We start from the raw sequence: 26,997 nt of genomic DNA on the forward strand, positions 1-26,997 counted from the left end.
CGCAGCCGGTTACGACCGGATCGCCGCGCTGGCGAGCCCGACCGGGCCGTCGCCGGAGCCGGCGGCGAGGCTGATCCGCCATCCCTCCTCGGCGGAAGCGATCCGGACCGCGTCGTGTCGGCGACTCGGCTCCGTTCTGCGGTACAGTTCGAGGACGAGCGGCAGCGTCGGGAACCGGCCGTCTCGGGGCGTGAGCGCGCAGTCGGACACCAGCACGGTGGCGCGTTCGGCCGCGCTCCCGGACGCCGAGTCGGACTCGCGGACGTAGCCGTCGACGACGCCGGCCCCCGAGAGGCGGTCGAACGCGCCGGAGACCGGATCGCCCCCCGAGACGGGCGGGAGCCCCGCCGCCGCGGCCGACAGCACCGACGCCTGTTCGTCCGGCGTGAGCCGCCGGTGGAGGGCCTCGGCCATCGCTTCGAGGAGGCACAGACAGAGGTCGTCCGGGTCGCTCACCCGCTCCGCGAGTTCGAAGTACGCGTCCATCACCGCCGACTCGGCGTCGTCGTGACCGCCCGCCGACAGCGCCTCGAACACCGCGGCCGCCGCCTCGTGGCAGAACTCGACGCGGTCGCGGCGCCGGTCGTCGCCCCCGCCCTCCACGACGGGGTCGGAGAGGCTCCACTCGGCCGCCTCCGTCGCGGAAAACCGACGCACGTCGTGGGGATCGTCCGGATCGCGGGGGTCGTCCGGATCGGGAGAGCCGTCCGAATTGCGGGAGCCGGCGTCGGTTTCGGCCGCCGGACCGCCTCGCCTTCCGGAGGTCAGCGCCGACGGCGTCGCTCCCGGTTCGTCGCCCACGAACTCCTGTCGGACGATCACGTCGTAGTACGGCAGCCGCGGGTCGTACCGGCGGAGCGCGTCGCGGTACTGCTCGGTGGCCCGCGCCGCGGCGCGCGCGACGGCGCGGCTCTCGAACCGGAGCCCGGCCGCCGGGACCGGTCGGTCGCCGTACCGCGCGCAGACGAGCGAGTACTCGCCCGTCTCGCTCGCGAGCGATTCGATGTGGTCGCTGATCTCGAGTAGCGTCGTTCCGATCACGTGGTGTCACCTCTTCTCGCGGCTCACTCCTCTAGGCTCGGGTGCGTCTCCTGCGGGTCCGGGTGCGGCGCCGCGAACCGCTCCCGGATCGCCTCGCGGGACTCCTCCTCGCGCTCGCGGCGCTCGCCGTCGCCGATCTCCTCGCAGCCCGGCGGCACCTGCCGGCCGCGGTCGGTGAAGTACCCCTCGGGCGCGACCCAGTCGTGGTAGAACCCGCGGTCGTCCGCCTCCAGTATCGTCACGCCGACCTCGGCCCCGTGGCCCGCGCACACCGCCGCCTGATGCGGCTTCTCCGCGAGCCGGCCGGCCGCGTACAGCCCGTCGACGCCGGTCCGCCCGCGCTCGTCGGTGTCGACGTACGACTTCCCCCGGTCGAGGATGCCGATCCCGTCGACGTCCGCGAGGTAGCCGACCTCGTTCTTCGTCGCCGCGACGACGTACCGAGTCCGGATCGCGTCGCCGCGGCTGTTCGCGTCGCCGTGGTCGTTCGCGTCGCCGCGGTCGACTTCGACGACGAACCGGATGTCGTCTCCCGGATCGGGGCCGTCCGCGTCACCGGAGCCGACGGCCGAGACGCGCGTCGCTCGGGCGTCGAGCCGGTCGGCCCCCGCGTCCCCGGCCTGTTCGCCGAGGAGATCGAGTAACTGCCGGGCGTTGACGCCCAGCGGGAAGCCGGGGAAGTTCTCCAAGTGCGCGTTCCGTCGGAGGAGCGACTCGCCCGGGTCGATGACGAGCGTGTCGAGCCCCTGCCGGGCCGTGAACACGGCCGCCGAGAGGCCGCCGACGACGACCACGTCACGGGGGCCGTTCGGGTCGCTGTCCGCGTGCGGGTCGCGGTCCGCACCCGCTTCGCCCCTCGCGGGCGCCTCGTCCCCGCTCATCGGTCGATCCCCCGTGCAAGTCGCGAGTCGTCGTTTCCGTTCGCCATACCCGTCGGCGCGCGCGAGCCGTCGTAGTCGCTTCGGTCCGAGACCGGTTCGGCTCCGGCCCGACCCGCGGCCTCGTCGGGACGGGGGCGCTGCGCGATCATCGCCGCACGCGAACCGGTCGCTCCGCCGCGATGAACGGCTCGTCGCGGCCGGCCGCCGCGAACGCGAGGTCGCCGTCGTCGCCGCGCTCGACCCGCCACGCCGGCAGGGCCGGCACGTCGTACTCCGTCGGGTCGCCGAAGGCGGCCGCGACCGTCCACTCGCGGGCGCGCATCTACGGCTCCCCGTTGATCGCGTCCGCGACGCGCTGGCGGTCGAACAGCCGCTCGGGCTCGGGGATCTCCGGGTACGGCCCCTCGTCGTACGTCGGCCACTCGCCGAAGGCGTCGGGGTACAGCTGCTTGGCGGTCATCTCCAGCTGGAAGAGGTTCAAGATCGGCCCCTGATACCGGGCGCCCTGCGGGTGGACCCGCTCGTTCCGGACCGCCGTGATCTCCGAGGCGACCGGATCGCCCTCCAGCGTCGACCGGACCTCGGCCATGCTCGTGCCGGGCTGCATCCCGCCGAGGAAGAGGATCACGTCGGGGTCGGCCTCGAGCAGCCGCTCGAAGTCGACCGTCGCGCCGGACTCGACGGACCCGTCGAAGGCGGGGTTCGGCGCGAGCGGGCGCGCGTGCGAGGTGAGGAACCCCGGGTTGTCAAGCGCGTAGGCGTACACCGTCTCCATGTCGCCGGAGGCGATCAACGCCGCGTTCGGCCGCTCCGACTCGGGCGGGAGCCGCTCGTCGATCGCCGCGAGCAGCTCCTCGCGGACCGCCGCGAGCGCCTCGTACCGCGCCCGCTCGCCGAACGCGTCGGCGACGCGCCCGAACTGCTCCCACAGCTCGTAGTACTCGTAGCCGTCGGCCCACTCCGCGGCGGGCTCCTGATGGCGATCGCTGAGAGAGTTGCCGAACCACGGCGAGACGTTCTCGGCGATCTCGTCGACGTCGGACCGGTCCCACCCCTCGACCTGCGTCACCCACGCCGGGTCCGCGAGGTGAATGTCGCTGTCGAGCTCGTACAGCGTCTCCTTGTCCGGCCCCCACGAGGAGTAGAGCCCCGACCAGTCGAGCGACACGCCCGGCAGGCGCGCGACGAACTGGTTCCAGAGCGCGTCGTAGTAGTCCGGCGCGTGCATCGCCGTGACCCCGTCGCCGCGGCCGAGCGCGAGCGCCATGTCCGCGTGGTGCGTGAGCCGCGTGAATACCGTCTCCGGCGGCGCCTCGAAGGTCACCTCGCCGACCGGCGAGATCGACGCCGTGTAACTCCCCGTTCCGTCGCCGCTTCCGTCGCTCCCCTCTTCATCGGCGGCCTCCCGGCCGCTCTCCTCCGAGGCGGGGGACTCGGCCGAACCGCCGGACTCGGTGCCGTCCTCCGGTGATTCCGCGGAGGAAGCGCCGCCGAGACAGCCGGCGAGTGCCCCGCCGCCGATCGCGGCGCCCGCGCACGCCAGGTAGCCGCGACGGGTCGGTCCCGACGTCGCGTCGGTCGCGTCGGCTGCGTCGATCGCATCGGTCGCGTCGGCCGTGTCGGCTGCGTCGATCGCATCGGTCGCGTCGGCCGTGTCGGCTGCGTCGATCGCATCGGTCGCGTCGGCCGCGTCGCTCACGCTTCGAACTCCCCGTTGACGATGTCCGCGACGGCCTGTCGGTCGAACAGCCGTTCGTCGCTCGTTACGGCGCCGAACTCCTCGGGATACAGCTGTTGTGCCGCCCGTTCGGTCAGGAAGAGGTTGTGGATCGGCCCTTGGTGGAGGTAGCCGCCGCGGTACACGCGGCCGTTCCGGACGGCCGTGAGTTCGCCGCCGACGGAGTGGTCCTCCATGTACGCGAGGACGGTGTCTCGGAACTCCGCCGGCGACTTGCGCTCGTGGCCTCGGACGAGGATCACGTCCGGGTCGATCGACAGCAGGTTCTCGTAGTCGAGCTCGCCGCGGTTGGTGCTGCTCAGGTTCTCGATGTCCGTTCCGGCGAGCGCGTCGACCGCGCCCAGATCGAGCCACTGCTTCTTGCTCGTCCCCTTGTCGACCAGCCGGTACGGCGAGAAGGTCTCCGGTTCGTCGGTCCCTTCGAAGGTGAGGAACACGTTCGGCCGCTCGTCCGCCGGGGGGAGGCGCGCCTGCACGTCCGCGACGAACTCGTCGTGAAGCTCGGCGAACGCCTCGTACCGCTCGCGCTCTTGGAAGACCTCGGCGACCTTCTCGAAGGCCTCGTACAGCGTGTAGTAACGGTAGTCGTGCCACCCGTCGGAGCGCCGGAAGATCAGGTTCCCGAGGAACGGTGCCACGTTGTCCCGTATCTCTGCGACGTCGTCGTCCCCCCAGTCGAACCAGTTGACGAGCATCTGGGGATCGTACAGGTGGAGGTCGGCGTCGAGTTCGTAGAACTCCTCTTTCGTCCTGACCTCCGGGTGCGACTCGATCGCGTCGCGGTCGACGTCGACGCCCGGGAGCTCGTCGTACACCTCCCGGTAGTACCGGCTGGCGTTGCCGACGCCGGCCAGCCCGCCGCCGCGTCCGAGCGCGACCGCCATGTCCGCGAAGCCGCCGTCGGACGCGACCCAGCGCTCCGGGACCGTCTCGAAGCGAACCTCCCCGGCGGGCGCCATCGTGACGGCGTACGGACTCCCGTCGGGCCCGTCGGATGCGTCCCCGCCGCTGGAGGCGTCCCCCCCGTCGCTCCCCTCGCCCGTCGTCGACGCGGCCTGCGAGCCGTTCCCGGCTCCGTCGGTTCCCCCGCCGTTTCCGGTGCAGCCGGCGAGCAGTCCCCCGCCGACGACCGCGCCCGCGTGTGCCACGTACTCCCGTCGCGTCCGCCGAGGTGCGGTCTCGCCGTTCCACCGCCGGGATGCGGTCTCGTCCTTCGACATATATTTTAGGCTCACCTAAAAGAACATAACCGTTCCGATCTTTAGGCCAACCTAAAACACTCGGTGATCCGGCGGTACCGTACGCGCCGGAGCGTCCGGTGGCTACTCGGCGCCCTCGTGTCGCGCGCGGAGGGGGGTGACGCGCGGTCCGTTCTCGGTCTGCACCACGTCGGCGTCGACGCGGAACACGTCCGCGAGCAGGTCCTCGGTGACGACCTCCTCGGGCGCGCCGCGGGCGCGGATCTCCCCGTCCTTGAGCGCGACCATCCGATCGGCGAGCCGGGCGGCCTGCTCGATGTCGTGGAGCACGACGACGACGGTCACGTCGCTCTCGTCGCGCAGGGTCTCGATGATCTCCATCACCTCCATCTGGTGGTGCATGTCGAGGAACGTCGTCGGCTCGTCCAACAGGAGCACGTCGGTGTCCTGCGCTAACACCAGTGCGATCCACGCCAGCTGTTTCTGCCCGCCGCTGAGGCTCCCGACCTCGCGGTCGCGCAGGTGGCCGCAGCCGGCCAGCTCGAGCGCGTCCTCGACCGCGATAGCGTCCTCGTCGGTCGTCCGCTCGAAGAACCCGCGGTGGGGGTACCGACCGTGGTACACCAGATCCTCGACCGTGATGCTGTTCGGCGAGGTGCTCTCCTGCGAGAGCAGCCCGATCTTCCGGGCGAGCGCCTTCGTGTCCATCGCGTGCACGTCGCCGCCGTCGACCAGCACGGAGCCGTCCTCCGGCGCGAGCTGCGTCGCCAACCCCTTCAGCAGGGTGCTCTTCCCCGAGCCGTTCGGGCCGACGAGGGCCGTGACCGCGCCGGGCTCGGCCGCGATCGACTCGCCGTCGATGACGGGCTCCGGGGCGTCCGGATACCCCAGTACGAGCTCCTCGCCGTCGAGGTTGCTCGCGTCCGTCGCGGCCGACTCGTCCGGAGTTTCCACCGCCGAGGCGTCCGCGCCGTTCGATCCGTCCGGTCCGTCCGTCGCGTCGATCTGTGTCGTGTCCGCGTTTTCCGTTGACATTCAGAGTTCACCCATGTTCTGCTGCCGCCGCATCAGGTACAGGAAGTACGGGCCGCCGATCAGCCCGGTGACGATACCGACCGGGATCTGCGCGTCGGCGCCCGTGATCACGCCCATCCCGAGGCGCGCGCCCACGTCGGCCGCGACCATCAGCGCCGGCCCGACGAACAGGCAGCCGACGATCACCCGCTTGTAGTCGCTGCCGACGAGGTTCCGCACCATGTGGGGGACGATGAGTCCCACGAAGCTGACGATGCCCGCGACCGCAATGCTGGCGGCGGCCGCCAGCACGGCGACGCCGGAGAGCGCGAACCGAACCCTCTCGATCGACATCCCCAGCGACTTCGCCGTCTGCTCGCCGAGGAGGAGGAGATTCAGCTGGCGCGACCCCGCGAGCGACAGCACCACTGCCACGACCGTCCACGGCAGCGCCATCCGCACCTGCTCCCAGTCGGTGCTGGTCAGCGACCCCGTCGTCCACTGGATCGCCGACTGGACGACGCCGATGTCGTCCGCGAAGAAGAACAGCCCCGTCTGGAGGCTGTTGAAGACGGTCCCGACGATCACGCCCGCGAGCACGAGTCGGACCGGGCTCGTCCCGTTCTTCCACGCGATCGCGTAGACGATCAGGAACGCGACCGCGCCGCCGAGCGCCGCGATCAGCGGGAGGAACGCCGAGAGTCCCCCGAACACCACGAGCGTCAGCAGGATCATCAGCCCCGCGCCGGAGGAGACGCCGAGGATGAACGGGCTCGCCAGCTCGTTTCTGGTGACCGCCTGGAAGATGGCCCCCGAGATGCCGAGGTTCATCCCGACGATGGCGGCGACGAACACCCGCGGGAGCCGGATGTTCCAGACGATGAGCGTCCCGTGCGCCAGCTCGGGCAGCTCCCCCTGAAAGCCCGTGATCGAGCGCATCAGTCCCTCGCCGACGAGGAAGTTCAGCAGCCAGCGCGGGTCGAGGAGGACCGCGGGGTCGAGGACGGCGCGCCACGCCTCCCCGACCGTCATCGAGTACGCGCCGAAGCTCACCTGCACGAGCCCGCCGGCGACGACGACCGCGACGCTCGCGAACGCGACCGTGATCAGCTTGGGATCGAACAGCCAGCCGATCCGCCCCTCCGTCGGCCGGCGCGCCGCGTCTCCCCCGGCGACCGACCCCCCGCCGCTCATCGTGCCTCCTCCGCGTACGCGGCGACGTCCTCGTCGTCCATCGCGTCGAGCAGCGCCTCGGCGCCGTGAGCGTCGACAAGGGCGTCGGGGTCGAGGTGGTCGGCGAGCGCGCGCCGCCCCTCGGACGCCCGCGCCTCGGCCTCGTCGGCGTCGACGTACGCCGACAGCGCGGCGTCGATCGCCGCCTCGCGGACCCGGGCGAACCGCTCCGCGTCCGGATCGACGGGGGCGTCGGCGTGGCGCTCGTCGAACCACTCGACCCACCGATCGCGGTCCGCCCACTCCTCCTCGCGCTCGGCCTCGCGGCGCACCCAGTCGACGCCCTCGGCCGCCGCGGGCCACCAGCCGTCCGCGATCCGGGCGTCCGTCACGACTCGCCGGGCCACGCGGGCGCCGCGCCCGGCCGCCGTGATCGCCTGCTGGGCGGCCTCGGAGGGCGAGGCGACGTAGAGCCCGTCGACCGGCGTCGTCCCGTCGGGGTCGGCGTACTCCCGGTCGAAATGCTCGTGCGTCTCGCCGCCGTGGTCGTGGGCCTCGAACATCGCCGCGTCGTCGTCGAGCCCGCGGAGGTACTCGCCGTCGTACCGGGTCGCCGCGACCACGCGGCGGGCGGTGACCGGCTCGCCCTCCTGCGGGGTGACGCGGAAGCGCGTCTCCGCCGCGTCGTCACCGCGCTGCTCGCCGGACTCGATCGGGTCGACCGACTCGATCAGGTCGTCGACGAGTTCGCCGCCCGCGCGCTCGACGTGATCGTGGATGAGGCCGTAGACGGTCTCGACGTCGAGCCCGGCCGGAAATCCGAGGTAGTTGCCGAGGTGCGCGCATCGCGCGATCGACGACCGACCCCGGTCGAACACGGCCACCTCGACCCCCTCGCGGGCGAGGAAGACGGCGGCCGAGCAGCCGGCGGGGCCGCCGCCGACCACGACCGCGTCGTAGTCGACGTCGGCGGCCTCGTCGCGGTCGATCTCGTTGCGGTCGGTGTCGTCCCGGTCTCTCCCGTCGCTCATTCCGAATCACCGGCGACGATCGCCGCGACCCGGTCGCGATCGAAGAGCCGCTCGGACTCCGGGATCTCGGGGTAGCCGTCGCCGAGTTCGTAGGCCGGCCACTCGCCGAACCGCTCGGGGAACAGCTGTTTGGCGGTCATTTCGATCTGGAAGAGGTTCATGATCGGCCCCTGTACCGGGTCCCCCGAGGGGTAGAACCGGTCGTTCTCGATCGCGGAGAGCTCGCCGGCGACGGGGTGATCGGCGAGCTCCTCGCGGATGCCGGCCACGTCGTAGTAGGACTCGATCCCGTACTGGTGGTGGATGACGTCGGGGTCGATCTCCAGCAGCTGTTCGTGATCGTAGGCGGTCTCGTAGCTCACGCCGTCGGCGCCGAACGCGTCGGGCACCCCGAAGGGGCGCACGTGGGCGTTTGCGAACCCCGGGTCGTCGATCCGCGAGGGGTAGTGGGTCCCGTCCATGTAGAGGAGCGTGCCGACCGTCGGGCGCTCCTCCGCCGGCGGGAGGTCCGCCTGCACCGTCTCGATCAGGTCGTCGTGGACCGTCGAGAGCGCCTCGAAGCGCTCTTCTTCCCGGAACACGCCGGCGACGCGCTCGGTGATCTCCCAGAGGGTGTGGTACTCGTAGCCGTCGCGACACGACTCCGGCGGCTCGGAGTTCCGGCGGCTGAGCACGTTGCCGAACCACGGACCGACGTTGTCGCGGATCTCCGCCACGTCGCCCTCGTCCCACCCCTCGAAGGAGACGAACAGACAGGGGTCGGCGAGGTGGAGGTCGGAGTCGAGCTCGTAGAGCAGCTCCCGGTCGACCGTGATCCCGTCGCCGGAGCCCGTGTTGAGCTGCCGGACTCCCTCTCTGTCGAAGGCGACGCCGTCGAGTTCGGCGTAGTAAGCGTCGAGCGTGTTCCCGCCGGCGTCCGCGTCGAAGCCGAGCGAGTTCACCGCGTCGCCGTGGCCGAACGCGACCGCCATGTCCGCGTACAGCAGGCTGTAGACCATCACGTCCTCGGGGACCGAGTCGAAGGTCACCTCGCCGACCGGCGCCATCTCGACGGAGTAGGAGTCCGTGGACCCGTCGCCTCCGTCCGACCCCTCATCGGAGCCGTCCGACCCGCCGGCGTCACCACCGTCAGATCCGTCGGCGCCGTCGGAGCCAGCAGAGCCGGATTCGCCCGAACCGCCTCCGAGACAGCCCGCGAGCAGTCCCGCCCCCGCGACCGCGCCGCCGTACCTGATCACGTTCCGGCGCGTCGGAGGGGTTCGGTCCGCGTCCTTTTCCATATTGATTAGGCCTCCCTAAAGAATTAAATCGCTTTCGAATCTTAGGTGGGCCTAAATCGAGAGGTTGCGCCCATCTCGCGCGTTCCTCCCCCGAGTGTCGACCGACCGACGAAATATAATATACTCTATATAAATAGAAGATTCAACGCCCACGTGGGCTCTGTTACCGGTGTGGTAGAGTTTTAGGTCGTACGAAAAAATGTTTTTACATTGATAACTTATAAGTAGGTAGAGGGCGTACGAGTTAGTGTTATGAGCACGCAAAAGGAGACTCGGCAGCGCGCCGACACCGTCGAAGAGAACGCTCTCAGGCTCGAACCCGAGAAGGCGGAACAGATCATCGAGGCGCTGAACGTCGACCTCGCGGACGCGTACGTCCTCTACCACCAGCTCCACAAACACCACTGGAACGTCGAGGGCGCGGAGTTCCTGGACATCCACGTGTTCCTCCAAGAGGTGTACGAGGACGTCGAGGCGGCCGCCGACGAGCTCGCCGAACGGCTGCAGGCGCTCGGCGGCGTGCCGCACGCCAGCATGACGACGCTCGCGGAGAACGCCACCGTCGAGCCGGAAGACGAGGACGTCTACGATATCCGCACGTCGCTCGCGAACGATCTGGAGATGATGGGCGACATCATCGAGAGCTATCGGCAACACATCGAACTCGCGGAGGGGCTCGGCGACTACGCGACCGCGGAGATGCTCCGCGAGCAGCTGGAGGACATCGAAGAGCACGCGCACCACATCGAACACTACCTCGAGGACGACACGCTCGTGACCGAGTCCGCGACGAACTGACGGAGAAACGGCTGCTTTTTACCGAACGTCCGGCGCTGTTTGATCGGTCCGCCCCGGCAGTTCGAGCTCTATCTCGAGTTCCGGCTCCCCGACTCCTTCGAAGTCGATCTCGAGCTCCACGGGCTCGCCGAACGCGAACGGTAGCTCCCACTCGTCGGCCTCGATCCGAAGCTCGTCGCCGTCGCGCAGCTGTTCGCCGAGCGCGATCAGGAACTCGCCGGCCTCGCTCGCGTCGAGTCGGTACTCCTGTTCGAAGTTCCGACCCGCGATCACCGTCCGGCCGTCGTCAGCGGCGGACGACGGTGCCTCGTCCGAAGCTGATTCGTCCGTCATCTCACCGAGTCACGTCGACGACGTGGTCGCTCGCGATCCACCCGTCCGTATTCTCGGATTCCATGAACACCGATCGGCCGGGACATCCCTCACAGACGGTGACAGCCGGGATCTGTTCGGATTCCGATTCGCGACGAGAGTCGGTGCGAGACCGAGCGCCTGCGGACATTACGTGTCTTTAGGTGGACCTAAAACAAAAAGGATGCGATCGACGGCGACGGTCATTCCGTGCGTGTCGGTGAGACGCCGAGGTCGTCGGGACGGGTCTCGGTATCGACGTCGATGTCTTCGAACAGCAGGTGGGCGAGCCGTTCGGCGACCGCGGGACTGACCAGCCCGGCCATCTCCATCGCCTCGCGCTCGTGCGCGTCGAGGTCGAGCACGTCGCGGAAGAACCACGACAGCGCGACGTACGTCTCGTGGAGCTCGTCCGCGCGCGCTCGGCCGGCGTCGGTGAGCGTCGCCCCCTCGTACGGTTCCCGAGCGACGAGCCCGTCGGCCGCAAGCCGCTGGAGCATCTCCGTCGTCGCCGCCGGAGAGCGGTCGAGCATCTCGGCGATCCGTCCGGGCGAGATCGGCGGCGACGCTCGGTGTTCCGCGATGTACAGCGCGAGAAGGTACCGGGCCGTCCGCGTGGACCCCGGTTCGCCGACGTGCGCCATGGTTTTAGGCCACCCTAAAAATATAAATCGGTTACGGATCGGGAACAGAAGCGCCGCGGGGGCGCGGAGATCGGGAACAAAACTGGAACCCCGACGGGCGCGCGAGGTCGCTAATCGATTCGATATAGCGGAGCGTGATTTATTCTTCGCCGAACGTCCGGATCGTGGTAAACGAGCCGTCGACGATCGCGTCGGCGATCCCGTCGATGTCCTCGTTTCGCGACACCTCGTGGGGGTACTTTCGTCCGAAAAACCGCAGGAGGTTCTCCACGTCGCGTTCGAGGAACTCGCGGGCGTTCTCGTGATCAACGGGGACCGCCTGCGGCCAGTCGAAGATCGTGATCCCGCTCTCCGCGACCGCGACGTTGTGCTCGGACATGTCCGCGTGGACCCATCCGAGGTCGTGGGCGGTGACGAGTTCCCGGAGGACGAGATCGAGGACGCCGATCGCCTGTTCGGGATCGAGTTTCGCGCGAGCGAGTTCGACGCCGTCGAACTTGTCCATCACGATGGCGTGGCGGTTGTGATCGACCGGCCGCGGCACCGACACGTCGGGGTACAGCGCCTCCATCGCCTCGTACTCGCGTTCGGCCGCCTTGCGCGCGGTGTACAGCCACGAGACGTGGTCGCGGTCGGCGGTGTACTCGCGCTCGCGGTTCACCTCGCGGAAGTTGGTGTACCCCTCGCGGTGGTACTTTAAGGCGAGCGGCTTGAACGACTGCGCCTCGTACACGTCTCCCTCCTTGCCGAACCCCAGGGGTGAGCCCACGCCGTCGATGGTCTCGCGCTCGGCGAAGGTGCGGAGGGCTAAGGCGTCGTACCCCTCGAAGGTGAGCTGGTACCCCTCGTACTGGATCGTCTTGCGTTCGATCAGCTCGCGGTCGAGACACCGGTCGATCCGGTAGTCGACCTCCTCGTGCGTCAGGTCGGCGTAGTCGGGGATCTTGTCCCGGCGGACCCATTCGGAGAAGCGCATCCCCTGCTCGACGCCCGAGAGGAGATAGAAGTCCTCGGGGTCGAGCTCGGCCATGTCGCCGGCGACGTTTCGAACCATACGCGCCCCTACTCCGGCGATTCCTAAAAGGGACGCGCGTTGGGTGGGCGGCGGGATAAATCGCATCACGCGATATCAAATGATTTTGGGTCGGCGCGCCACGTCGGAGCGAGTAGTCACGATCGCTTCCGATACTGTCGATCTGATATACAGATACATCAGCTGATGGGTTGGGGACTCGAGCAAAATCGGATCGCAGCTCGAAATCGAGACCGAAATGCGGTTTTCTCTCGAATGACGGCTTGTGATTCGTCAGATCGGTAGCTAATTCCGATCGAACGGCAGACCGAGGCAACTGAGCGTCGCGGTTGCTCCGACACCGGTAAATGTCGTTTCATCGGGCGCATTTGGCCCCGATCGTGTCGGTGACTCTCACCGAACCGACCGAGAATTGCGATTCTTCATTCAAGCACATTATTTTTGATTGTTGATGGAAAGAACACCTTTTGTGATATGAATGGGCGCTCACCGATCGACGACGGAGAAACGCGGACGGACACACACCGTCGTTGGATAGCACACGGGGAGAACCGGTACTCTCCGGTGCGTCAAGTCGACGATCGAGTTTGCACCGTCAGAAGCGCCAGAAGTACTCGTGGTCGGTGGCGACCCGGTATCATTAGGTCGCTGTACGTGCCATGATCCGACATGGTCTTCGAAGGCGACCGCGCACCCGATTTCACCGTTCCGCTGGCCGGAGGAGGACGCTACGACGATGTCTCCGAGTTTACGCTGTCGGAGGCAGTGGGCGACGGACCGATCGTGCTCGCGTTCGTGCCGGGAGCGTTCACCGGGGGGTGTACCGAGGAGATGCGTACCTTCGGGAGCGAACTCGACTCCTTCGAGGCGCTCGATGCGTCGGTGTACGGCGTTAGCGTCGACCTCCCGTTCGCCCAGAACGTCTGGATACAGCGGGAGGGGTTCGACGTGCCGATGCTTTCGGACTGGGATCACGAGGTCATCCGCGCGTACGACGTCGTCTACCCGGACATGTACGGCTCTATCGAGTCGGCTCAGCGAAGCGTGTTCGTGATCGATTCGGACGGGATCGTCACGTACCGGTGGGTTCGCGAGGGCGGAAACCCCGAGTTCGGGTCGTTCGTCGCCGACGTGCGAGAGCGGGTGGACGCGGCGCACCGGTAGCGGCCCACCGGTGGGCTTGACCGGCACCGTCGACGGCGGGAACGCCGACCGACACGCGTGAGTGGTCGGTCGTGCGCCTGCCTCGCGTCCTACCGCGAACAGAAATGTTACCTAGCCTCAAAGAGACAACAACCCATGGAGTTAGGACTCAGCGAAGCGTCCGTGTTCGTCGCCGCGGCAAGCAAAGGACTCGGACTCGGTGCGGCGACGCAGTTCGCCGCGGAGGGAGCGAACGTCGCGATCGCCTCTCGGAGCGCGGACAACCTCGCCGCGGCCCGCGAGACGATACTCGACGAGACCGGCTGTGACGACGACGCGATCTTCACCGTCGAGATGGATCTCACGGACGCCGACGCGATCGAGTCGGGAATCGCGGCCGCCGTCGAGGAGTTCGGCGGACTGGACGTGTTGGTGACCAACCACGGCGGTCCGAACAACGCCTCCTTCGAGGACACCTCGTTGGAGGCGTTCGACGCCGGGTACAACGACGTGCTCCGGAGCACGGTCGTTCAGTGCAAGGCCGCCTTGCCCGGGCTCCGCGACGGCGGCGGCGCGATCACGCACCTCGTCGCCGCCTCTGCGGCGGAGCCGACTCCACACGGAACCCTCGGAAACGTGTTCCGACCGGGCATCTACGGGCTCTCGAAGACGATCGCCAACGAGGAAGGAGAAAACGGGGTCCGATCGAACTGCGTCGCCCCCCGAGGAGTGCTCTCCGACCGGATCGAGTCGAAGATCTCGGCGCGGGCGGAACGCGAGGGGCTGACGGAGGCGGAAGTGCGCGATCTCCGGGTCGCGGAACTCCCGCTGCCGGAGATGGGAACGACCGAGGAGTTCGGGAAGGCGGTTGCGTTCGTCTCCTCCCCGGCCGCGTCGTACGTCACCGGGTCGGTGTTGCCCGTCGACGGCGGGTGGAGTTCGCGTCTACTGTGAGCGTGGCCGTGTTCACCGAGATACACCATCGCCCCGATCAGGTTCACGATCGACCCGCCGTCCCGATCGATCGTGTCCGGGACGACCGCTTGCGTCGTCTGGAACCTCTTCTGAAGTTGACGGCGAGCACGCGGTCGAGTTCCCGGGTCACCTCGCGACCCTCGCTCGGCCGGTCGCTGGGGTTAGATATCGAACTCCGCCTGGTAATCGGTCGCGTCGAGTCGGTCCTCCCGCAGGGGCCAGAAGGCGAGCAAGCGCGCCGGCTCCGACGCGACGGCGCGAGACGCGTGCGGGACATCCGGCGGGATCTCCACCGCGTCGTGTACGCCGAGCGAGACCCGCTCACCGTCGACGAGGAAGTCGACTTCCCCTTCGATGACGATCGTCGTCTGTTCCCACGGATGGGTGTGCTGCGGCTTGTCCTCCCTGTCCGGTCCGATCGTCGTCATGCCGACCATCTGGTCGACGCCTCGGAAGACGACCTGTTCGAACCCGGGCCCCTCCTTCGCGACGGGGGCGTCAGAGAGGTTGTACACCGACGGGATGCTTTCCGGGTCGTACTTGCGTACCATACCCTACCGAGCGGGGAAGAGAAGTTAAAAGCGGAGGGTCAAACGGGCCTCACATCCCCGTCGCAGACGGCGATCGTCGCCGCCGACGGCTGACGGTCCGCGAAGAATGGGTATCCGCGGTCTCCCGAAGGGGAACGAACCGATCGCTTACGCGAGCTTCTCGCCGCCCTCGATCTGTCGGTGGAGGTCGTAGGTGACCTTCCCGGACGTGATCGTCTCTTCGACCGCGTCGCGCACGAGGTCCGCGGCGTCTGACCAGCCGAGGTAGTCGAGCATCTCGCGACCGGAGAGGATCATCGCCGTGGGGTTTACCTTGTCTTCGCCCGCGTACTTGGGCGCGGAGCCGTGGACCGGCTCTGCGAGACACCTCCCGTCGCCCCGGTCAGTCGTCGATCGATCGTCTAGGAGCCGTCTCCGAGACGTACTCGGCCGCGGTGTCGGCGGATATGCGACCGTAGACCGCCGCGTTCGTCAGACCGGAGCCGCCGGGGTAGTTGTCGTAGAACAGCCCGCCCGTGACGTTGCCGGCCGCGAACAGGCCGGGGATGACGGTGTCGGTAGTGTCCAGCACCTCGCCGTCCGGCGTGATCGCGACGCCGCCGAAGGCGAACGTCATGCCGCCGGTGACGGGATAGCCGGTGAACGGCGGCTCGTCGAGGGGAAGCGCCCAGTTCGACTTGGGCGGATCGACATCGGTCGCCGCGTTCCCGTCCAGCGCGTCCGGGTCGTACGCCGCCGCGGCGTCGGCGGCGCAGGCCTCGTTGTACGCGTCGACGGTCTCGACCGCCCGTTCGGGGTTCTCGATGTCGAGCCGCCGCACCAGCGCCTCGATCGAGTCCGCGGTGATCGCCCGGGAGGGCCCCATGTGCGCCACGTCGTCGACCACCTTCGAGTCGACGACGATGAACGCCTCGTGGTACGGCTGTTCGAAGATCCGCCGACCGAACTTCGCGTACGTGTGCGCTCGCGAGTCCTCGCCCTCGTCGACGAACCGCTCGCCGTCGTGGTTCAGGATGAGCCCGTACTGGTACCCGTCGATCCGGGTGATCCCGCCCTCGACGTCGGGCGATCCCGCGTCGATGATCGCCATGTGGGCGTCGCCCCACTCGCCGTCGGACTTCGCGCCGGCGTCCATCGCGGAATCGATAACCTCGCCGGTGTTGTATCGGCTCCCGCGGACCTTCATGTTCCCGTACCCCGGCCCGAAGTACCGCGTCCGCTTCTCCTTGCTGGAGCCGTAATCGCCGGCGGCGAGGACGATGGCGTCCGCCTCGAACCGAACGCGGCGCCCGTCGACGAATCCGGACACACCGGAAGCGGAGCCGTCGTCGGCCCTGAGCACGTCCCGTACCGTGGCGTCGTACCGCACCTCCCCGCCGAGCGACTCGTAGTGCTCGACCAAGTCGTCGATCATCGTTTCGCCGTCGAGCCAGACGCGGCCCGCGGTGTACCCGGGATGGGGTGCCTGATACTCCCAGTCGAGTCCCATCTCGGTGAGCCACTCGAAGGTGTCCGCGGCCCCCTCGGTGACCGTGCGAGCCAACTCGTTGTCGGCCCGGTAGTTCGTCGTCTTCATCAGGTCCGAGTAGAAGTCCGCGGCGGTGTAGTCTTCGACGTTGAACTCGACGTCGAGGTCGATGTCCGCCGTGGGGATCCGGAACGATTCGGTGAAGCGAGTGTGACCGCCTCGGTGCGCTTTCGGGGATTTCTCGAGAACGACCACGGAGCAGTCGCGTTCCGCGAGACGGATCCCTGCGGCGAGCCCGGCGAGCCCGCAGCCGACGACGACCGCATCGTACTGTTCGTTGGACATATATCTCGATAACCACCTGCGACTGGAGGGCGGACTGCCGAAACAGTTCTCCCGAACATGTGAAGCGATATATACCGAGAGCTGCGGCGAGCCCACGATTCATCGGGTGACGGGAAGTTCGGCGACGGATAGATCGAGGAATTGGCGACCGAACGGCAACGGATCCCGCGAGCCGAAAACGGCGGGATCGACGGAGGCGTCCGCCGTGTGACTAGCTCCCGCCGGAGTCGGCGGGGGCGACGCGCGTTCCCGCCGCCGGATCGACCGCGACGAACCGCTCCGGAAGGGCCTCCCCGTCGAGGAACGTGAACACGCACTCCACGAGCGTCTCGATGATCGCCGAGCGCGCTCGAACCGACGACGCCGCGATATGGGGCGTCGTCACGACGTTCTCGAAGTCGTGAAGCGGCGAATCGGACGGGAGCGGCTCGGTTTCGAACACGTCGAGGCCGGCGCCCCCGAGCGTGCCGGCCCTGAGCGCGTCGACGAGCGCCTCGGTGTCGACGATGGGCCCGCGGGCCGTGTTCACGAGCACGGCGTCGTCGTCCATCGTCGCGAGGGCGCGCTCGGAGATCATCCCCCGCGTCTCGGACGTGTGCTCGGCGGTGACGACCACGGCTTCGGGTTCCGAGAGCACGGTCTCGAAATCGGTCAGCGTCGCGCCCGTGATCTGCGTGTCGATGTCATGGACGTACGGATCGTAGGCGTACACGTCGACGTTGAAGCCGTCGAGCAGGCCCGCGAGCCGCGATCCGACGTTGCCGAAGCCGACGATCCCGACCGACGTGCCCGCGACCGCCTGCGCGTTCGGTACCTCGTCGCGCCACTTCCCCGCCTCCAGCGCGCGTTGGCCCGTCAAGACGTTCCGCTTGACCGCCAGAAGCAGCGTCAGGGCGTGCTCGGCGACCGAGAGCGCGTTCATTCCCGGAGTGTACACGACGGCCACGCCGGTGTCCGCGGCGGCGTCGAGGTCGATCGTGTCGATCCCCGTCCCGATCTTCGCGACGAGCCGCAGCGAGTCGGCCCGTTCGAGCACCCGTCGAGTGACCGGAAGCCGGGACGTGGTAAAGAGGATCTCGACGCCGTCGAGCGCCTCGATAAGCGCCTCTTCGGTCGGCTCGACGCCGATTTCGAGCGCGAGGGCGTCGCCGACTTCGCGTTCGAGCGCGTCGCGCGGCTTCACGTCTTGATCGACGAGCGCGCGCGGCGCTCCGCCCGTCATTCCTCTCGATCCGGTCGTACGTGGGTGACGACGGGACACTCCGCGTTCAACAGCACGTCCTGGGTGACACTGCCGAACAGCGCTTTGCCGACCGCAGAGCGGCGGCGACTGCCGACGCAGATGTAGCTCGCGTCCTGTTCGTTCGCGTACCGAACGATCTCTTCGCCGGCGTCGCCGACGAGGCCGACGGCCTCGTAGTCGTCGGTCGTTCGACTCGCGACGCTTTCGGCCGTCTCTTTGGCGTACGCCCGAACGTCGTCGACGGGGACGGTCTTCCCCGTGTCGCTGAGGCTGTCCTGTTCGAGGTCGCGGAACGCGGACTGACTCAACACATGGACGACGTGGAGGTCCTCCCCGAACGCTTCGGCGTGGTTTCGCCCCTCGATCACGGCGTTGCTCTCCCGATCGATCCGTTCGACCCCAGCGACGATAGTCATGGTTGCCATCTTCTCCGTGGCGAGCACCCTTATAACTTTCAGTGGATCGCGATTTCAGTGGATCGCGACCGTCGCGCTTGCTGGGTCCGTGGTGTTTTTGAGGTGTACCCGCGTTGGTAGGGCAACATGCCACCCTCCCAGGGCGGATTGCGCGCTTCCGTCAATCGCATATCGCTCCCGAGCTTCGGCGTCGCGGGGATCTGGATATCGATCGCCGTGCTGGTGGGTGGGATTTTCGCGCCGCCGCTCGGCGGCCTCGAGCGCGAGATGCAGCTCGTGCTCGCGGTCTTTCTCTTCGCGCTCGTGTTGTGGCTGACGGAAGCCGTCCCGTACGTCGTTTCGAGCACGGCCGCGTCGGTCCTGCTGTTCGCTCTCGAACTCGTCCCGACGTTCGAGGACGCGGTCAGCGGATTCGCCTCGACGCTCGTGTTCTTTCTGTTGCTTCTGTTGCTCCTCGGCGGGGCGATCTCCGAGGTCGGTCTGGGGCGGATCGTCGCGGGGCGGATGCTCTCGACGCGGAGCACGCCGCGAACGACCGTTCGATCGCTTGCGACGCATCTGTTCGGACTGTCGCTCCTGATGCCGTCGGCGGTCGCCCGGACGGTGACGTTCATTCCCGTCGTCAACCGGATGACGGACGCGTACGGGCTTTCGGACGACGGGACGTTTCGCAGGGCCTGCTTCATCGTTCTCGGCCACATTAACCCGATCGGGTCGATGATGCTGATGACGGGCGGGGGGATGGCGATCATCACGTCACAGCTGATCAACGAATCAGTTCGGACGATCACGTGGGTCCAGTGGGCCGTGTACATGATCCCCCCGATGATCCTCCTGTTCTGGCTGTCGACGGTCAGCGTCCTCGTCGTGTACGGCGTCGACGACGACCTGACGCTCGAATCGGGCGAGCGGGACGGCGACGCCTCGTCGAACGGGGGGCAGCCGGAAGACGAGACGGGTGACGCGTTCGACGCGGACGGGATCGGCGATTCGAGCGACGGCGGGGTCACGCTGACGCGAGATCAGCGAATCGTCAGCGTCGTCATGCTCGGCGCGGTGGTGGCGTGGATCGCCGGCTCCTTCGTCGGCGTCCCGACGATCGTTCCGGCGGCCGCGGCGGTCGCAGTGCTCTCGGTTCCGGGCGTGGGCATCGTCGATCGCGACCTGATCGCCGATGTCAGTTGGGGCATTCTCTTTCTCATCGGAGCGATGTTCTCCATCCTCGACGCGATGGAGACGACGGGGACGCTCGATTACGTCGTCGAGACGCTCATCGAGGTCGTCCCGTTCGCGGCGATGGCGCCGTGGCTGGTGATCGGGACGCTCCTCGCGCTCGCCGTCGTCATCCGCTCGTGGTTCTCGACCGCATCGGCCGCGATCGTAGTTGCCCTGCCGATCATCATGGAGTTCGCGAACGTCCTCGAACTCAACCGCCTCTACCTCGCGTTGTCCGTGCTGATCGCCGTCGGCTCGACGACGTTCTTCCCGTTCAACACCACCTCGGTGCTGCTCTCGTACGACAAGGGACCGCTGGGGCTCCGAGAGGTGCTCGTCTTCGGCCTCGTGACGATGGTCCACGGGGTCGTCGTGATCGCGCTGTCGTGGCTCGTTTACTGGCCGCTCGTCGTGTGACGGGCTCTCCGGCGTGGTGCCGAGGACGAAGTCGACGCACCGGGTATCCCGTCCGGACGGCGCGGGCGGACCGTCGGAAGCGGCGGCGGCGCGCTCCGTCGCAAGCGGTCGAGAAGGGAGCCACCGGCGGACGGTACGGTCGCGACGGCCGATCAGAAGGGATGACGAACCGGACCCGCGCCCGGAACGGGGCTATCCGAGCCGCCGTTCGAGCGCGGGTTTGACGTACGGTCCGAGGAGGATCACGAGAATCCCCGCCGTGATGAGCAGCGACAGCGGCTTGGTGACGAAGATGTCGTAGGAGCCGCCGGAGATCTGAAGCGATCGCATGAGGTTCTCCTCGGCGATCGGTCCCAAGACGACCCCGAGCACGAACGCGATGATCGAGTAGTTCTTCCGAACCATGATGTACCCGAGGAATCCGAGGACGAGAACGGTGATCACGTCGACCCAGTTGGATCGGAGCGTGTAGCCGCCGACCATCGACAACACGAGGATCAGCGGGATGATGACGTGGGTGTCGACCTGGGTGAGTTTCGCCAGGCGCGTCACGACGAGCACGCCGATCAGGACGATGAAGATGTTACCGAACAGCAGCGCGATCAGGAACGCGTAGGTGATGTGAAGGTCGGCCTCGAACAGCTGCGGGCCGGGGCGCAGTCCGTGCATCAGCAGTCCGCCGAGCAGCACGGCGGTCGAGCCGCTGCCGGGGATCCCGAACGAGATGGTCGGGATCAGCGATCCGCCGATGGTGCCGTTGTTCGACGCCTCACTGGAGATGACGCCGAGGGGCTCCCCGTTGCCGAACCGACCGGGGTCGTCGGAGCTCCGCATCGCCTCGCCGTACGCGAGGAAGTTTGAGACGGTGGCGCCGGCGCCCGGAATCGCACCGATAAACATGCCGACGTAGCCGGATTTGATGATCTGCCACGGGTGCGAAAGCGTCTCCCGAACGCCCGAGAACGTGTTTCCGGACAGATCGATCTCGGCGTCGGCGATCCCGCCCTCTTGGCCGGCGAGCTTCAACATCTCGGCGACCGCGAACATCCCGATGAGCGCCGCGATGAAGTCGATCCCGTCGTAGAGCCCGAGGCTCCCGAAGGTGTACCGGAGTTCCGGTGAGTTCGGGGCGATACCGACCGTCGTGATCAGCAGGCCGGCCGCGCCGGCGACGAGCCCTTTGACCATGGACCCGTCGGCGACGATGGTGATCATCGAGAGCCCGAGGATCGCCATCAGGAAGTACTCGGGCGAACCGAACAGCAGCACGACCTCGATCAGAATCGGCGAGATGAGCAGCAGCGTGAGCACCGAGAGGAACCCGGCGGTCGCGGACGCGGTCGCCGACATCGAGAGCGCGTCGACGGCTCGCCCCTGTTTCGCCATCGGATACCCGTCGAACGTCGTCGCGGCCGCTCCGCCGGTCCCGGGGACGTTCACGAGGATGGCGGAGATACTGCCGCCGTACATCGCCCCGCTGTACATGCTGACGAGAAGGATGATTGCGTTGATCGGACCCAACGGAAGCGTCAAGGGCAAGACGATCGCCATCCCGAGAGAGGACCCGATCCCGGGAAGCGCTCCGCCGATCATGCCGAGCGTTAGCCCGATGACGATCCAGATCGGCGTCGGCCAGCTGAAGACGATCGAGAGCGCCTCCGTGAAGGCAGCGAGCGCCGTCATTCAGAACACCCCGCTCGTGACGAGCAGTTGACCGCGATCGAGCGGGACGCCGAGCACCGACATGAATCCGTACGCGATCGCGAATCCGATGACGGCGAGCACCGCCGTGAGGTACCGGGGCAGTTTAAACCAGTAGCCGTACACGACGACGAAGATCGGGGTCGCCCAGAGGATGCCGATCGCGAAGCCGAGCGCGGCGTATCCGGTCGCGATGAGACCGGTAAAGACGGAGTCGTGGATCGGGCGCCCGACGGTGGACAGCTCGTTTCGGTCCGTCTCGGCCGCGTCGGGTTCGGTCGTGCCCCGTCCCTCCTGTTGCTGGTCCGTGGTCTTCTGTTGACGCTTCTCGAACTCCTCGTCGGCCTCGAAGACGCTGCTCGACTCCTCCACGGCGGCTCGGATCGGCCCCGGAAGGTACTTCGAGAAGAACAGCAGAAGCGCACCGACGAACACGACCGATCCCGTCAGTCGCGGGAAGCGTGCGGCTGAGCTGATGTCGAAGCGGAAGGTCTCGGCGAGTGCGATACCAGATCCGAGGATGAACACGATCAGGAGAAATCGCTCCTGATCGAACCGTTCGGACAGCCGTCGATACAGCGAGTTACGTGACATGCCTGTGTGATGCTGGAGGTTGACTGATATTAATACACATGGTCTCGACTGGTGGTGCGGCGGATGATAAACCCGGGGCGGGAAAGCGGTGCGCCTACTCGTCCGCGGCCTCGCGGACCGATTCGAGGTCGACCTGTTCGGGGATCTGTTCGAACGCGTCGGTGACCGCGTTGGACGCGCTCTCGGGACCGCCGTACTCGACGACGTTACCGGTCTCCTCGGACCAGTTCTGGACTTCGTCCGTCTGGAGGGCGGCTTCGAGGGCCTCCGTCAGCACCTGGATTTGATCCTCGGAGGTCCCTTCCGGAGCGAAGATACCGCGAACGAGTTGCCCGAGGAAGTCGATGTTTTCGTATCCGAGATCGGTGGTGCTCGGAATGTCGGGGAACACCTCGGATCCCTGACTCGATAGACACGCGATCACGTCGAGACGGTCGTCCTCGACCGCGCCGGCGGCGCCGGTGTCGGTAGCGATCGCCGCGGGTACCTCGTCGGAGATCGTCGCCTGAACCGCCGGACCGGTTCCGTCGTAGCCGACGTACCGGTCCCACTGGAAGTCGTAGCTGTCGTTCCCCTGCATCAGTAAGGCGAGCACGTGGTCGACGCCCCCGCGTTCCTTGCCCGAGAAGATCTCGAGCTCGCCGTCGGCGTAGCGGGACAGCAGGTCGTCAAAGTCCTCGATCCCGTAGCTGGGGTTGGCGACGACGACGAACGGCGTCCGGGCGTACGTCCCGACTCCCTCGAGTTTGGTCATGTCGAACTCCGGCGGGTTGACCATGGCCGAGACCGGCGTCGACGGCGGGTTGAAGCCGCCGATGGTGTAGCCGTCGGCGTCGGAGTTGTACAGCTGTCCGGTACCCCGAAGCGACGCCGCGCCGGGGACGTTCTCGATCGCGATGTTGACGCCGAGCTCGTCACCCATGTGGCTGATGAACTGACGGGCGTACGTGTCGGTTCCGCCGCCCTCCGAGAAGGGGATGATGTACGTGATGTCTTCGTTGGGGTACTCGCCGTCGCCACCGTCCGAACAGCCCGCGAGGCCGGTCATTGCCGCAGCCGATGCGGCACCGGCGTACTTGATGTAGTCCCGACGGGTAGCAGACGATCGATCGTTATTGTCTCCCATACATCGCAGCAAATGGAAGATACCTATTTGAACCTTTTGGTACAAGACTCTGTTACTAAATTGAGTTTATTAACAAATTTACTGTGGAGAGCTAATAAGTTCTGTATCTCAAGTTATTCGCGTTCATCCGGCAGTGAAAGTTGTGCTATAAAGAAATAGCGAACAGATCAGAAGAACGCGAACTCCCCGCCGTCGACGACGACCTCGCCGTCGAGTTCGAGCGTCGGCTCGGCCATCATCGCATCGAAGTGGACGGGCGCGCGAGTGGTGCCGCCGAGGTTGCTGCTGGTACCGATCCCGAAGTGGACGTTACCGTAGCGGCCGTGGTCGTTCGAGAACCAGCCGTTGAACTCGGGACACTCGGGGTTCATGCCGACCGCGAGCTGGGCGATGTTGTAGACCGCCGGATCGTCGTGTTCCGCCCAAACGCGCTCGATCGTCTTCGCCTCCTTGCCGCCCTCGACCGAGGTGACCGCGCCGTCTTCGATCTCCATCCGAACCGGCTCCTCGAGAACGCCGATGTCGAGGTTCGGGATCGCGCCGTCGAAGACGACGGTGCCGTCGGTGCCCCCCTCGACCGGCGCGATGTTCGCCTCGATATGCACCAGCGCGGTGAACTCTCCCGGCTCGTCCGCGATTCCCGGGTGCGCGTTGCCGTCTCGCCCCTCCAGATCGACGGTGACATCAGTCCCCTGCGGAGAGGTGACGCGCGCCTCGCTCGCCTCGGAGAACTTCCGCGCCATCTCCTCGCAGTGGGGGCGCATGCCCTCGTAGTCGGCGTACAGCCCGCCGCGGACGAGCTGTTCGTCGGTGAACTTCACCATGCTGATGACGCGCGCGCCGTTCGCTTTCGCCTCGGCGGTCGCGCTCGAGTGCGTGATCGACCGGTGGACCGGCGTGATGATCACGTCCGCCTCCATCATCGCGGCCGCGACCGTGTCCTCGGGCTCGTTCCCGTCGTACTCGCGGGGGTCCATCATCGTCATCGTCACGTTGGCGTCGCGCTCGTTGGCCGCCGCGGCGACGCGCTCGGCGACATCCGCGACCTGCCAATCGGTCACCACCAGCACGTCCTCACCGGCCTCGATCGCGGCACAGGTGTCGACGACGATACTCGCTCCCTTCATCTCCTGAACGGAGTCCATACACAGAGAACGGGCAGCGGGTTACAAATACGTTCCTGATACGATCGGGTTCGATCGTGTACATCGTCTTCCCCTGCCGCGTCGCTACTCGTGTAAGACCGACCGAGCGCCGCCGACCGAGCGCCGCCGACCGAGCGCCGCCGCCTAATCGACGCGGGCGCGGTGCGGACGGTTCGGCGAAACGTATAGCAACGACCAATTGAAATAAAATACGGTTGAACATTCTCGAGTATGAGGTGAGAAACGAGAAGAGAGCCTCCACCGGTGTGTTTATTATATCCGAGCGAATCTGGTGAATCGTTCATGTTAGATGTCGAGATGGCGGCGGCAGCACGGGGTATCGTCGAGGACTGTCTCGACGTGCAACCCGGCGAGGAGGTCCTCGTTATCGCGGACGCGAGAAAAGAACGGGTCGCCCGGAGCGTCGCTCGGGCCGCGTCGGGAGCGGGCGCCGAGGCGATCACGACGACGATGCCCCTCCTCGAAAGCCACGGCAACGAGCCGCCGGAGACGGTCGCGGAGGCGATGGCCGCCGCGGACGTCGCGTTCACCTGCACGAGCCACGCGATCACGCACACGCGATCGCGGCTGGCGGCCGCGGAGGCCGGTACTCGGTTCGGCATCCTGCGGAGCGTCACCGAGGACATGATGGTCGAGGGCGCGATGAGCGTCGACTTCGAGGAGCTCCGCCGACGGACCGAGGCGGTCCGCGACGTGCTCGATGCGGCCACGGAGGCCCACATCACGAGCGACAAAGGGACGGACATCTCCTTCAGCCTGGAGGGGTGTTCGGCGTTCTCGCTGGACGGCTACTACCACGAGAACTACGGCTTCGCGACGCTCCCGCCGGGAGAATCACCCACTCACCCGGCGGAGGGAACCGCGAACGGCGAGATCGTCATCGACGTCTCGATGGACAACCTCGGGCAGGTCGACGAACCGATCACCCTCGAGGTGGAAGACGGCTTCGTCACGGGCGTCACCGGGGGCGACGACGCCGACGAACTCCGGCGCATCATCGACGAGAACGACGAGAACGCCGGCAACATCGCGGAGTTCGCGATCGGGACCAACCCCGAGGCGAAGCTCATCGGGAACCTCGCGGAGGACAAGAAGAAGGCGGGGACCGTCCACTTCGCGGTCGGCGACAACGAGTCGCTCGGCGGCACGCTCAAAAGCGACATCCACCTCGACGGCGTCGTCCGGACGCCGACCGTCCGACTCGACGGCGAGGTCGTCGTCGACGACGGCGCGCTCGTCGAATCGCTCTTCGACTGAACGGCACGGTCGTTCTCGAAAACGTCGGGACCGGTGACTGCCACCGCCGCCGTCGGCACCGATTCGGGCGGCGATCGTCAGTCGAAATCGTCAGTCGAGGACGATCTGTGCGGGGCCGAGCGCGTCGTGTGCGCCCTTGTCGAGCGTGACATCGACGGCGGTCCCGAACGAATCGAGGCCGGGGAACTCGTGGGTGACGTACTCGCCGATCGGGACCGCGCCGCTCGCGATGAGGTCGCCCGCGAGCGTCCCCGTGTCGGTCCCCGGGCCGAGGTCGGCGACGCCCTTCCGCGGGTTCTCCCAGCGGACCGCCTTCGACCGGGCCGATCGCGGAGTCATCTCGACGTCGCCGGAGAGGTGACCGACCTGCAGGACAGTCCCGCCGCGGCGAGCCGCGCGGAACGCCTGTGCCAGGGGGTCGTCTCCGTCGGTCGCGTGCGACTGACCGCCGCCGACCGCCTCGATGGCCACGTCGGCTCCGAGGCCGCCGGTGGCCTCGCGGACCGCCGCGACGGGGTCTGTCTCGGTCGCGTCGATCGGGATCGCGCCGTTGGCCGCCGCGATCTCCAGCGGGCGGTCGCGAACGTCCGCGGCGTACACCGTCCCGGCCCCGAATCGCTTCGCGAGCAGGGCGCACTGGAACCCCATGACGCCCGCGCCGACGACGAGCACGTCGTCGCCGGGATCGATCTCGGCATCCGCGACGCACAGCACGGAACTCGCGAGCGGCTGGAGCGCAGCTCCCTCGGCGTCCGATACGTCCTCCGGGACCGGCCGGAGCGGTTCGGTGGGGAGCCGGACGTACTCCGCGAGTGCTCCCGGCCGATCGTAGCCGATCGCCTCGGTGTCCGGGCAGTAGTTCTCGTACCCGGACCGACAGTACGGACACGCTCCGCAGTGGATCTTGCCGGGGGCGTACACGCGGTCACCGACCTCGTAGCCGCCGACGTCCGGACCGCACTCGGCGACGACCCCGCAGAACTCGTGACCGAACAGCCGCGCACCGGGCTTCTCGTCCCTGATTCGCCGTCGCACCGCGTCGTAGTGCGCGACCGACTCGCCGCGGTAGAGCAGGCACTCGGTCACGCTCAACTGGACCCGCGACACGTCTATCAGGACCTCTCCCGATCCGGGCTCCGGACGGGGGGTGTCGATCACGTCGAACGACTCGAACTCGTCTATCACGACTGCGTCCAT

26 protein-coding genes and 1 pseudogene are annotated in these 26,997 nt (G+C 67.4%); 5 read left to right on the top strand and 22 right to left on the bottom strand.

Annotated features, from left to right (window positions below; genetic code table 11):
* Positions 1 to 9 precede the first annotated feature (9 nt).
* From ESO89_RS03285 to ESO89_RS03325, 9 genes are all read right to left on the bottom strand, one after another.
* A complete protein-coding gene (locus ESO89_RS03285) occupies positions 10 to 1,041 on the bottom strand; it encodes a DUF7551 domain-containing protein (protein ID WP_128904255.1) in 1,032 nt (343 codons plus the stop codon).
* A 23-nt stretch (positions 1,042 to 1,064) separates the two neighbouring features.
* Complete coding sequence (locus tag ESO89_RS03290; protein ID WP_241686094.1) at positions 1,065 to 1,922, bottom strand: thioredoxin reductase; 858 nt, start codon at positions 1,920 to 1,922, stop codon at positions 1,065 to 1,067.
* A 145-nt stretch (positions 1,923 to 2,067) separates the two neighbouring features.
* Positions 2,068 to 2,244 (bottom strand): hypothetical protein, encoded by a 177-nt coding sequence (locus tag ESO89_RS18410; protein ID WP_164932737.1) that lies wholly within the window; start codon positions 2,242 to 2,244, stop codon positions 2,068 to 2,070.
* Positions 2,245 to 3,519: an ABC transporter substrate-binding protein gene (locus tag ESO89_RS03300; protein WP_394345370.1), complete on the bottom strand. Its 1,275-nt coding sequence runs from the start codon at positions 3,517 to 3,519 to the stop codon at positions 2,245 to 2,247.
* A gap of 98 nt (positions 3,520 to 3,617) precedes the next feature.
* Positions 3,618 to 4,880, bottom strand: a complete 1,263-nt coding sequence (locus tag ESO89_RS03305) for an ABC transporter substrate-binding protein (RefSeq protein ID WP_128904257.1) — start codon at positions 4,878 to 4,880, stop codon at positions 3,618 to 3,620.
* A gap of 102 nt (positions 4,881 to 4,982) precedes the next feature.
* A complete protein-coding gene (locus tag ESO89_RS03310; RefSeq protein ID WP_128904258.1) occupies positions 4,983 to 5,894 on the bottom strand; it encodes an ABC transporter ATP-binding protein in 912 nt (303 codons plus the stop codon).
* Positions 5,895 to 7,067: a FecCD family ABC transporter permease gene (locus ESO89_RS03315; protein ID WP_128904259.1), complete on the bottom strand. Its 1,173-nt coding sequence runs from the start codon at positions 7,065 to 7,067 to the stop codon at positions 5,895 to 5,897. It lies immediately after the preceding gene.
* On the bottom strand, positions 7,064 to 8,077 hold the full coding sequence (locus ESO89_RS03320) for an FAD-dependent oxidoreductase (RefSeq protein WP_128904260.1): 1,014 nt from the start codon (positions 8,075 to 8,077) through the stop codon (positions 7,064 to 7,066). The genes ESO89_RS03315 and ESO89_RS03320 overlap by 4 nt, the downstream gene beginning before the upstream one ends.
* Entirely contained in the window at positions 8,074 to 9,357 is a 1,284-nt protein-coding gene (locus ESO89_RS03325; protein WP_128904261.1) for an ABC transporter substrate-binding protein, read from the bottom strand. Before ESO89_RS03325 ends, ESO89_RS03320 begins: the two co-directional genes overlap by 4 nt.
* Before the next feature lie 252 nt (positions 9,358 to 9,609).
* On the opposite strand from ESO89_RS03325, the gene dpsA reads away from it, so the two are divergent.
* Positions 9,610 to 10,155, top strand: a complete 546-nt coding sequence (dpsA, locus tag ESO89_RS03330) for a DNA starvation/stationary phase protection protein DpsA (protein ID WP_128904262.1) — start codon at positions 9,610 to 9,612, stop codon at positions 10,153 to 10,155.
* Between the two features lie 18 nt (positions 10,156 to 10,173).
* Here the strand turns inward: dpsA and ESO89_RS03335 are convergent, their stop codons facing one another.
* The 3 genes from ESO89_RS03335 to ESO89_RS03345 form a co-directional block, all read right to left on the bottom strand.
* Positions 10,174 to 10,488 carry an amphi-Trp domain-containing protein gene (locus ESO89_RS03335; RefSeq protein ID WP_128904263.1) on the bottom strand — a complete coding sequence of 105 codons (315 nt, stop codon included), beginning with the start codon at positions 10,486 to 10,488 and terminating at the stop codon, positions 10,174 to 10,176.
* A 221-nt stretch (positions 10,489 to 10,709) separates the two neighbouring features.
* A complete protein-coding gene (locus ESO89_RS03340; RefSeq protein ID WP_128904264.1) occupies positions 10,710 to 11,150 on the bottom strand; it encodes a metal-dependent transcriptional regulator in 441 nt (146 codons plus the stop codon).
* Positions 11,151 to 11,289: 139 nt separating this feature from the next.
* Positions 11,290 to 12,204, bottom strand: coding sequence for a serine/threonine-protein kinase RIO2 (locus ESO89_RS03345; protein WP_128904265.1), 915 nt, complete (start codon positions 12,202 to 12,204; stop codon positions 11,290 to 11,292).
* Positions 12,205 to 12,852: 648 nt separating this feature from the next.
* Between ESO89_RS03345 and ESO89_RS03350 the strand changes: the two genes are divergently transcribed.
* Positions 12,853 to 13,347, top strand: a complete 495-nt coding sequence (locus ESO89_RS03350) for a redoxin domain-containing protein (protein WP_128904266.1) — start codon at positions 12,853 to 12,855, stop codon at positions 13,345 to 13,347.
* A gap of 135 nt (positions 13,348 to 13,482) precedes the next feature.
* Positions 13,483 to 14,280, top strand: coding sequence for an SDR family oxidoreductase (locus ESO89_RS03355; RefSeq protein WP_128904267.1), 798 nt, complete (start codon positions 13,483 to 13,485; stop codon positions 14,278 to 14,280).
* Positions 14,281 to 14,462: 182 nt separating this feature from the next.
* Here ESO89_RS03355 and ESO89_RS03360 read toward each other — a convergent pair whose 3' ends face one another.
* The 5 genes and pseudogenes from ESO89_RS03360 to ESO89_RS03380 all read right to left on the bottom strand — a co-directional run bounded on the left by ESO89_RS03360 (position 14,463) and on the right by ESO89_RS03380 (position 18,324).
* Positions 14,463 to 14,852: a cupin domain-containing protein gene (locus tag ESO89_RS03360; protein ID WP_128904268.1), complete on the bottom strand. Its 390-nt coding sequence runs from the start codon at positions 14,850 to 14,852 to the stop codon at positions 14,463 to 14,465.
* Between the two features lie 147 nt (positions 14,853 to 14,999).
* Positions 15,000 to 15,230 (bottom strand): annotated as a pseudogene (locus tag ESO89_RS03365) (isocitrate/isopropylmalate family dehydrogenase); the annotation flags it as partial.
* 4 nt (positions 15,231 to 15,234) lie between these two features.
* Positions 15,235 to 16,665, bottom strand: coding sequence for an FAD-dependent tricarballylate dehydrogenase TcuA (tcuA, locus tag ESO89_RS03370; RefSeq protein ID WP_128904269.1), 1,431 nt, complete (start codon positions 16,663 to 16,665; stop codon positions 15,235 to 15,237).
* Between the two features lie 211 nt (positions 16,666 to 16,876).
* Entirely contained in the window at positions 16,877 to 17,887 is a 1,011-nt protein-coding gene (locus ESO89_RS03375; RefSeq protein WP_128904270.1) for an NAD(P)-dependent oxidoreductase, read from the bottom strand.
* Positions 17,884 to 18,324, bottom strand: a complete 441-nt coding sequence (locus tag ESO89_RS03380) for a universal stress protein (protein WP_128904271.1) — start codon at positions 18,322 to 18,324, stop codon at positions 17,884 to 17,886. The genes ESO89_RS03375 and ESO89_RS03380 overlap by 4 nt, the downstream gene beginning before the upstream one ends.
* 126 nt (positions 18,325 to 18,450) lie before the next feature.
* On the opposite strand from ESO89_RS03380, the gene ESO89_RS03385 reads away from it, so the two are divergent.
* Positions 18,451 to 19,956 (top strand): SLC13 family permease, encoded by a 1,506-nt coding sequence (locus ESO89_RS03385; RefSeq protein WP_128904272.1) that lies wholly within the window; start codon positions 18,451 to 18,453, stop codon positions 19,954 to 19,956.
* 192 nt (positions 19,957 to 20,148) lie between these two features.
* On the opposite strand, the gene ESO89_RS03390 is transcribed toward ESO89_RS03385, so the two are convergent.
* From ESO89_RS03390 to ESO89_RS03405, 4 genes are all read right to left on the bottom strand, one after another.
* Positions 20,149 to 21,639, bottom strand: coding sequence for a tripartite tricarboxylate transporter permease (locus ESO89_RS03390; protein WP_128904273.1), 1,491 nt, complete (start codon positions 21,637 to 21,639; stop codon positions 20,149 to 20,151).
* Complete coding sequence (locus ESO89_RS03395) at positions 21,640 to 22,251, bottom strand: tripartite tricarboxylate transporter TctB family protein (RefSeq protein WP_128904274.1); 612 nt, start codon at positions 22,249 to 22,251, stop codon at positions 21,640 to 21,642. It abuts the gene before it with no gap.
* Between the two features lie 94 nt (positions 22,252 to 22,345).
* Positions 22,346 to 23,377 (bottom strand): Bug family tripartite tricarboxylate transporter substrate binding protein, encoded by a 1,032-nt coding sequence (locus tag ESO89_RS03400; protein ID WP_241686095.1) that lies wholly within the window; start codon positions 23,375 to 23,377, stop codon positions 22,346 to 22,348.
* Positions 23,378 to 23,544: 167 nt separating this feature from the next.
* Positions 23,545 to 24,522, bottom strand: a complete 978-nt coding sequence (locus ESO89_RS03405; RefSeq protein ID WP_128904275.1) for an aminopeptidase — start codon at positions 24,520 to 24,522, stop codon at positions 23,545 to 23,547.
* A 303-nt stretch (positions 24,523 to 24,825) separates the two neighbouring features.
* Here ESO89_RS03405 and ESO89_RS03410 point away from each other — a divergent pair, with 303 nt between their 5' ends.
* Positions 24,826 to 25,800, top strand: a complete 975-nt coding sequence (locus tag ESO89_RS03410; protein WP_128904276.1) for an aminopeptidase — start codon at positions 24,826 to 24,828, stop codon at positions 25,798 to 25,800.
* Between the two features lie 90 nt (positions 25,801 to 25,890).
* On the opposite strand, the gene ESO89_RS03415 is transcribed toward ESO89_RS03410, so the two are convergent.
* Positions 25,891 to 26,997 carry a zinc-dependent alcohol dehydrogenase gene (locus ESO89_RS03415; protein ID WP_128904277.1) on the bottom strand — a complete coding sequence of 369 codons (1,107 nt, stop codon included), beginning with the start codon at positions 26,995 to 26,997 and terminating at the stop codon, positions 25,891 to 25,893.

It is taken from the genome of Halorubrum amylolyticum (genome assembly GCF_004114995.1).
GTDB lineage: Archaea > Halobacteriota > Halobacteria > Halobacteriales > Haloferacaceae > Halorubrum > Halorubrum amylolyticum.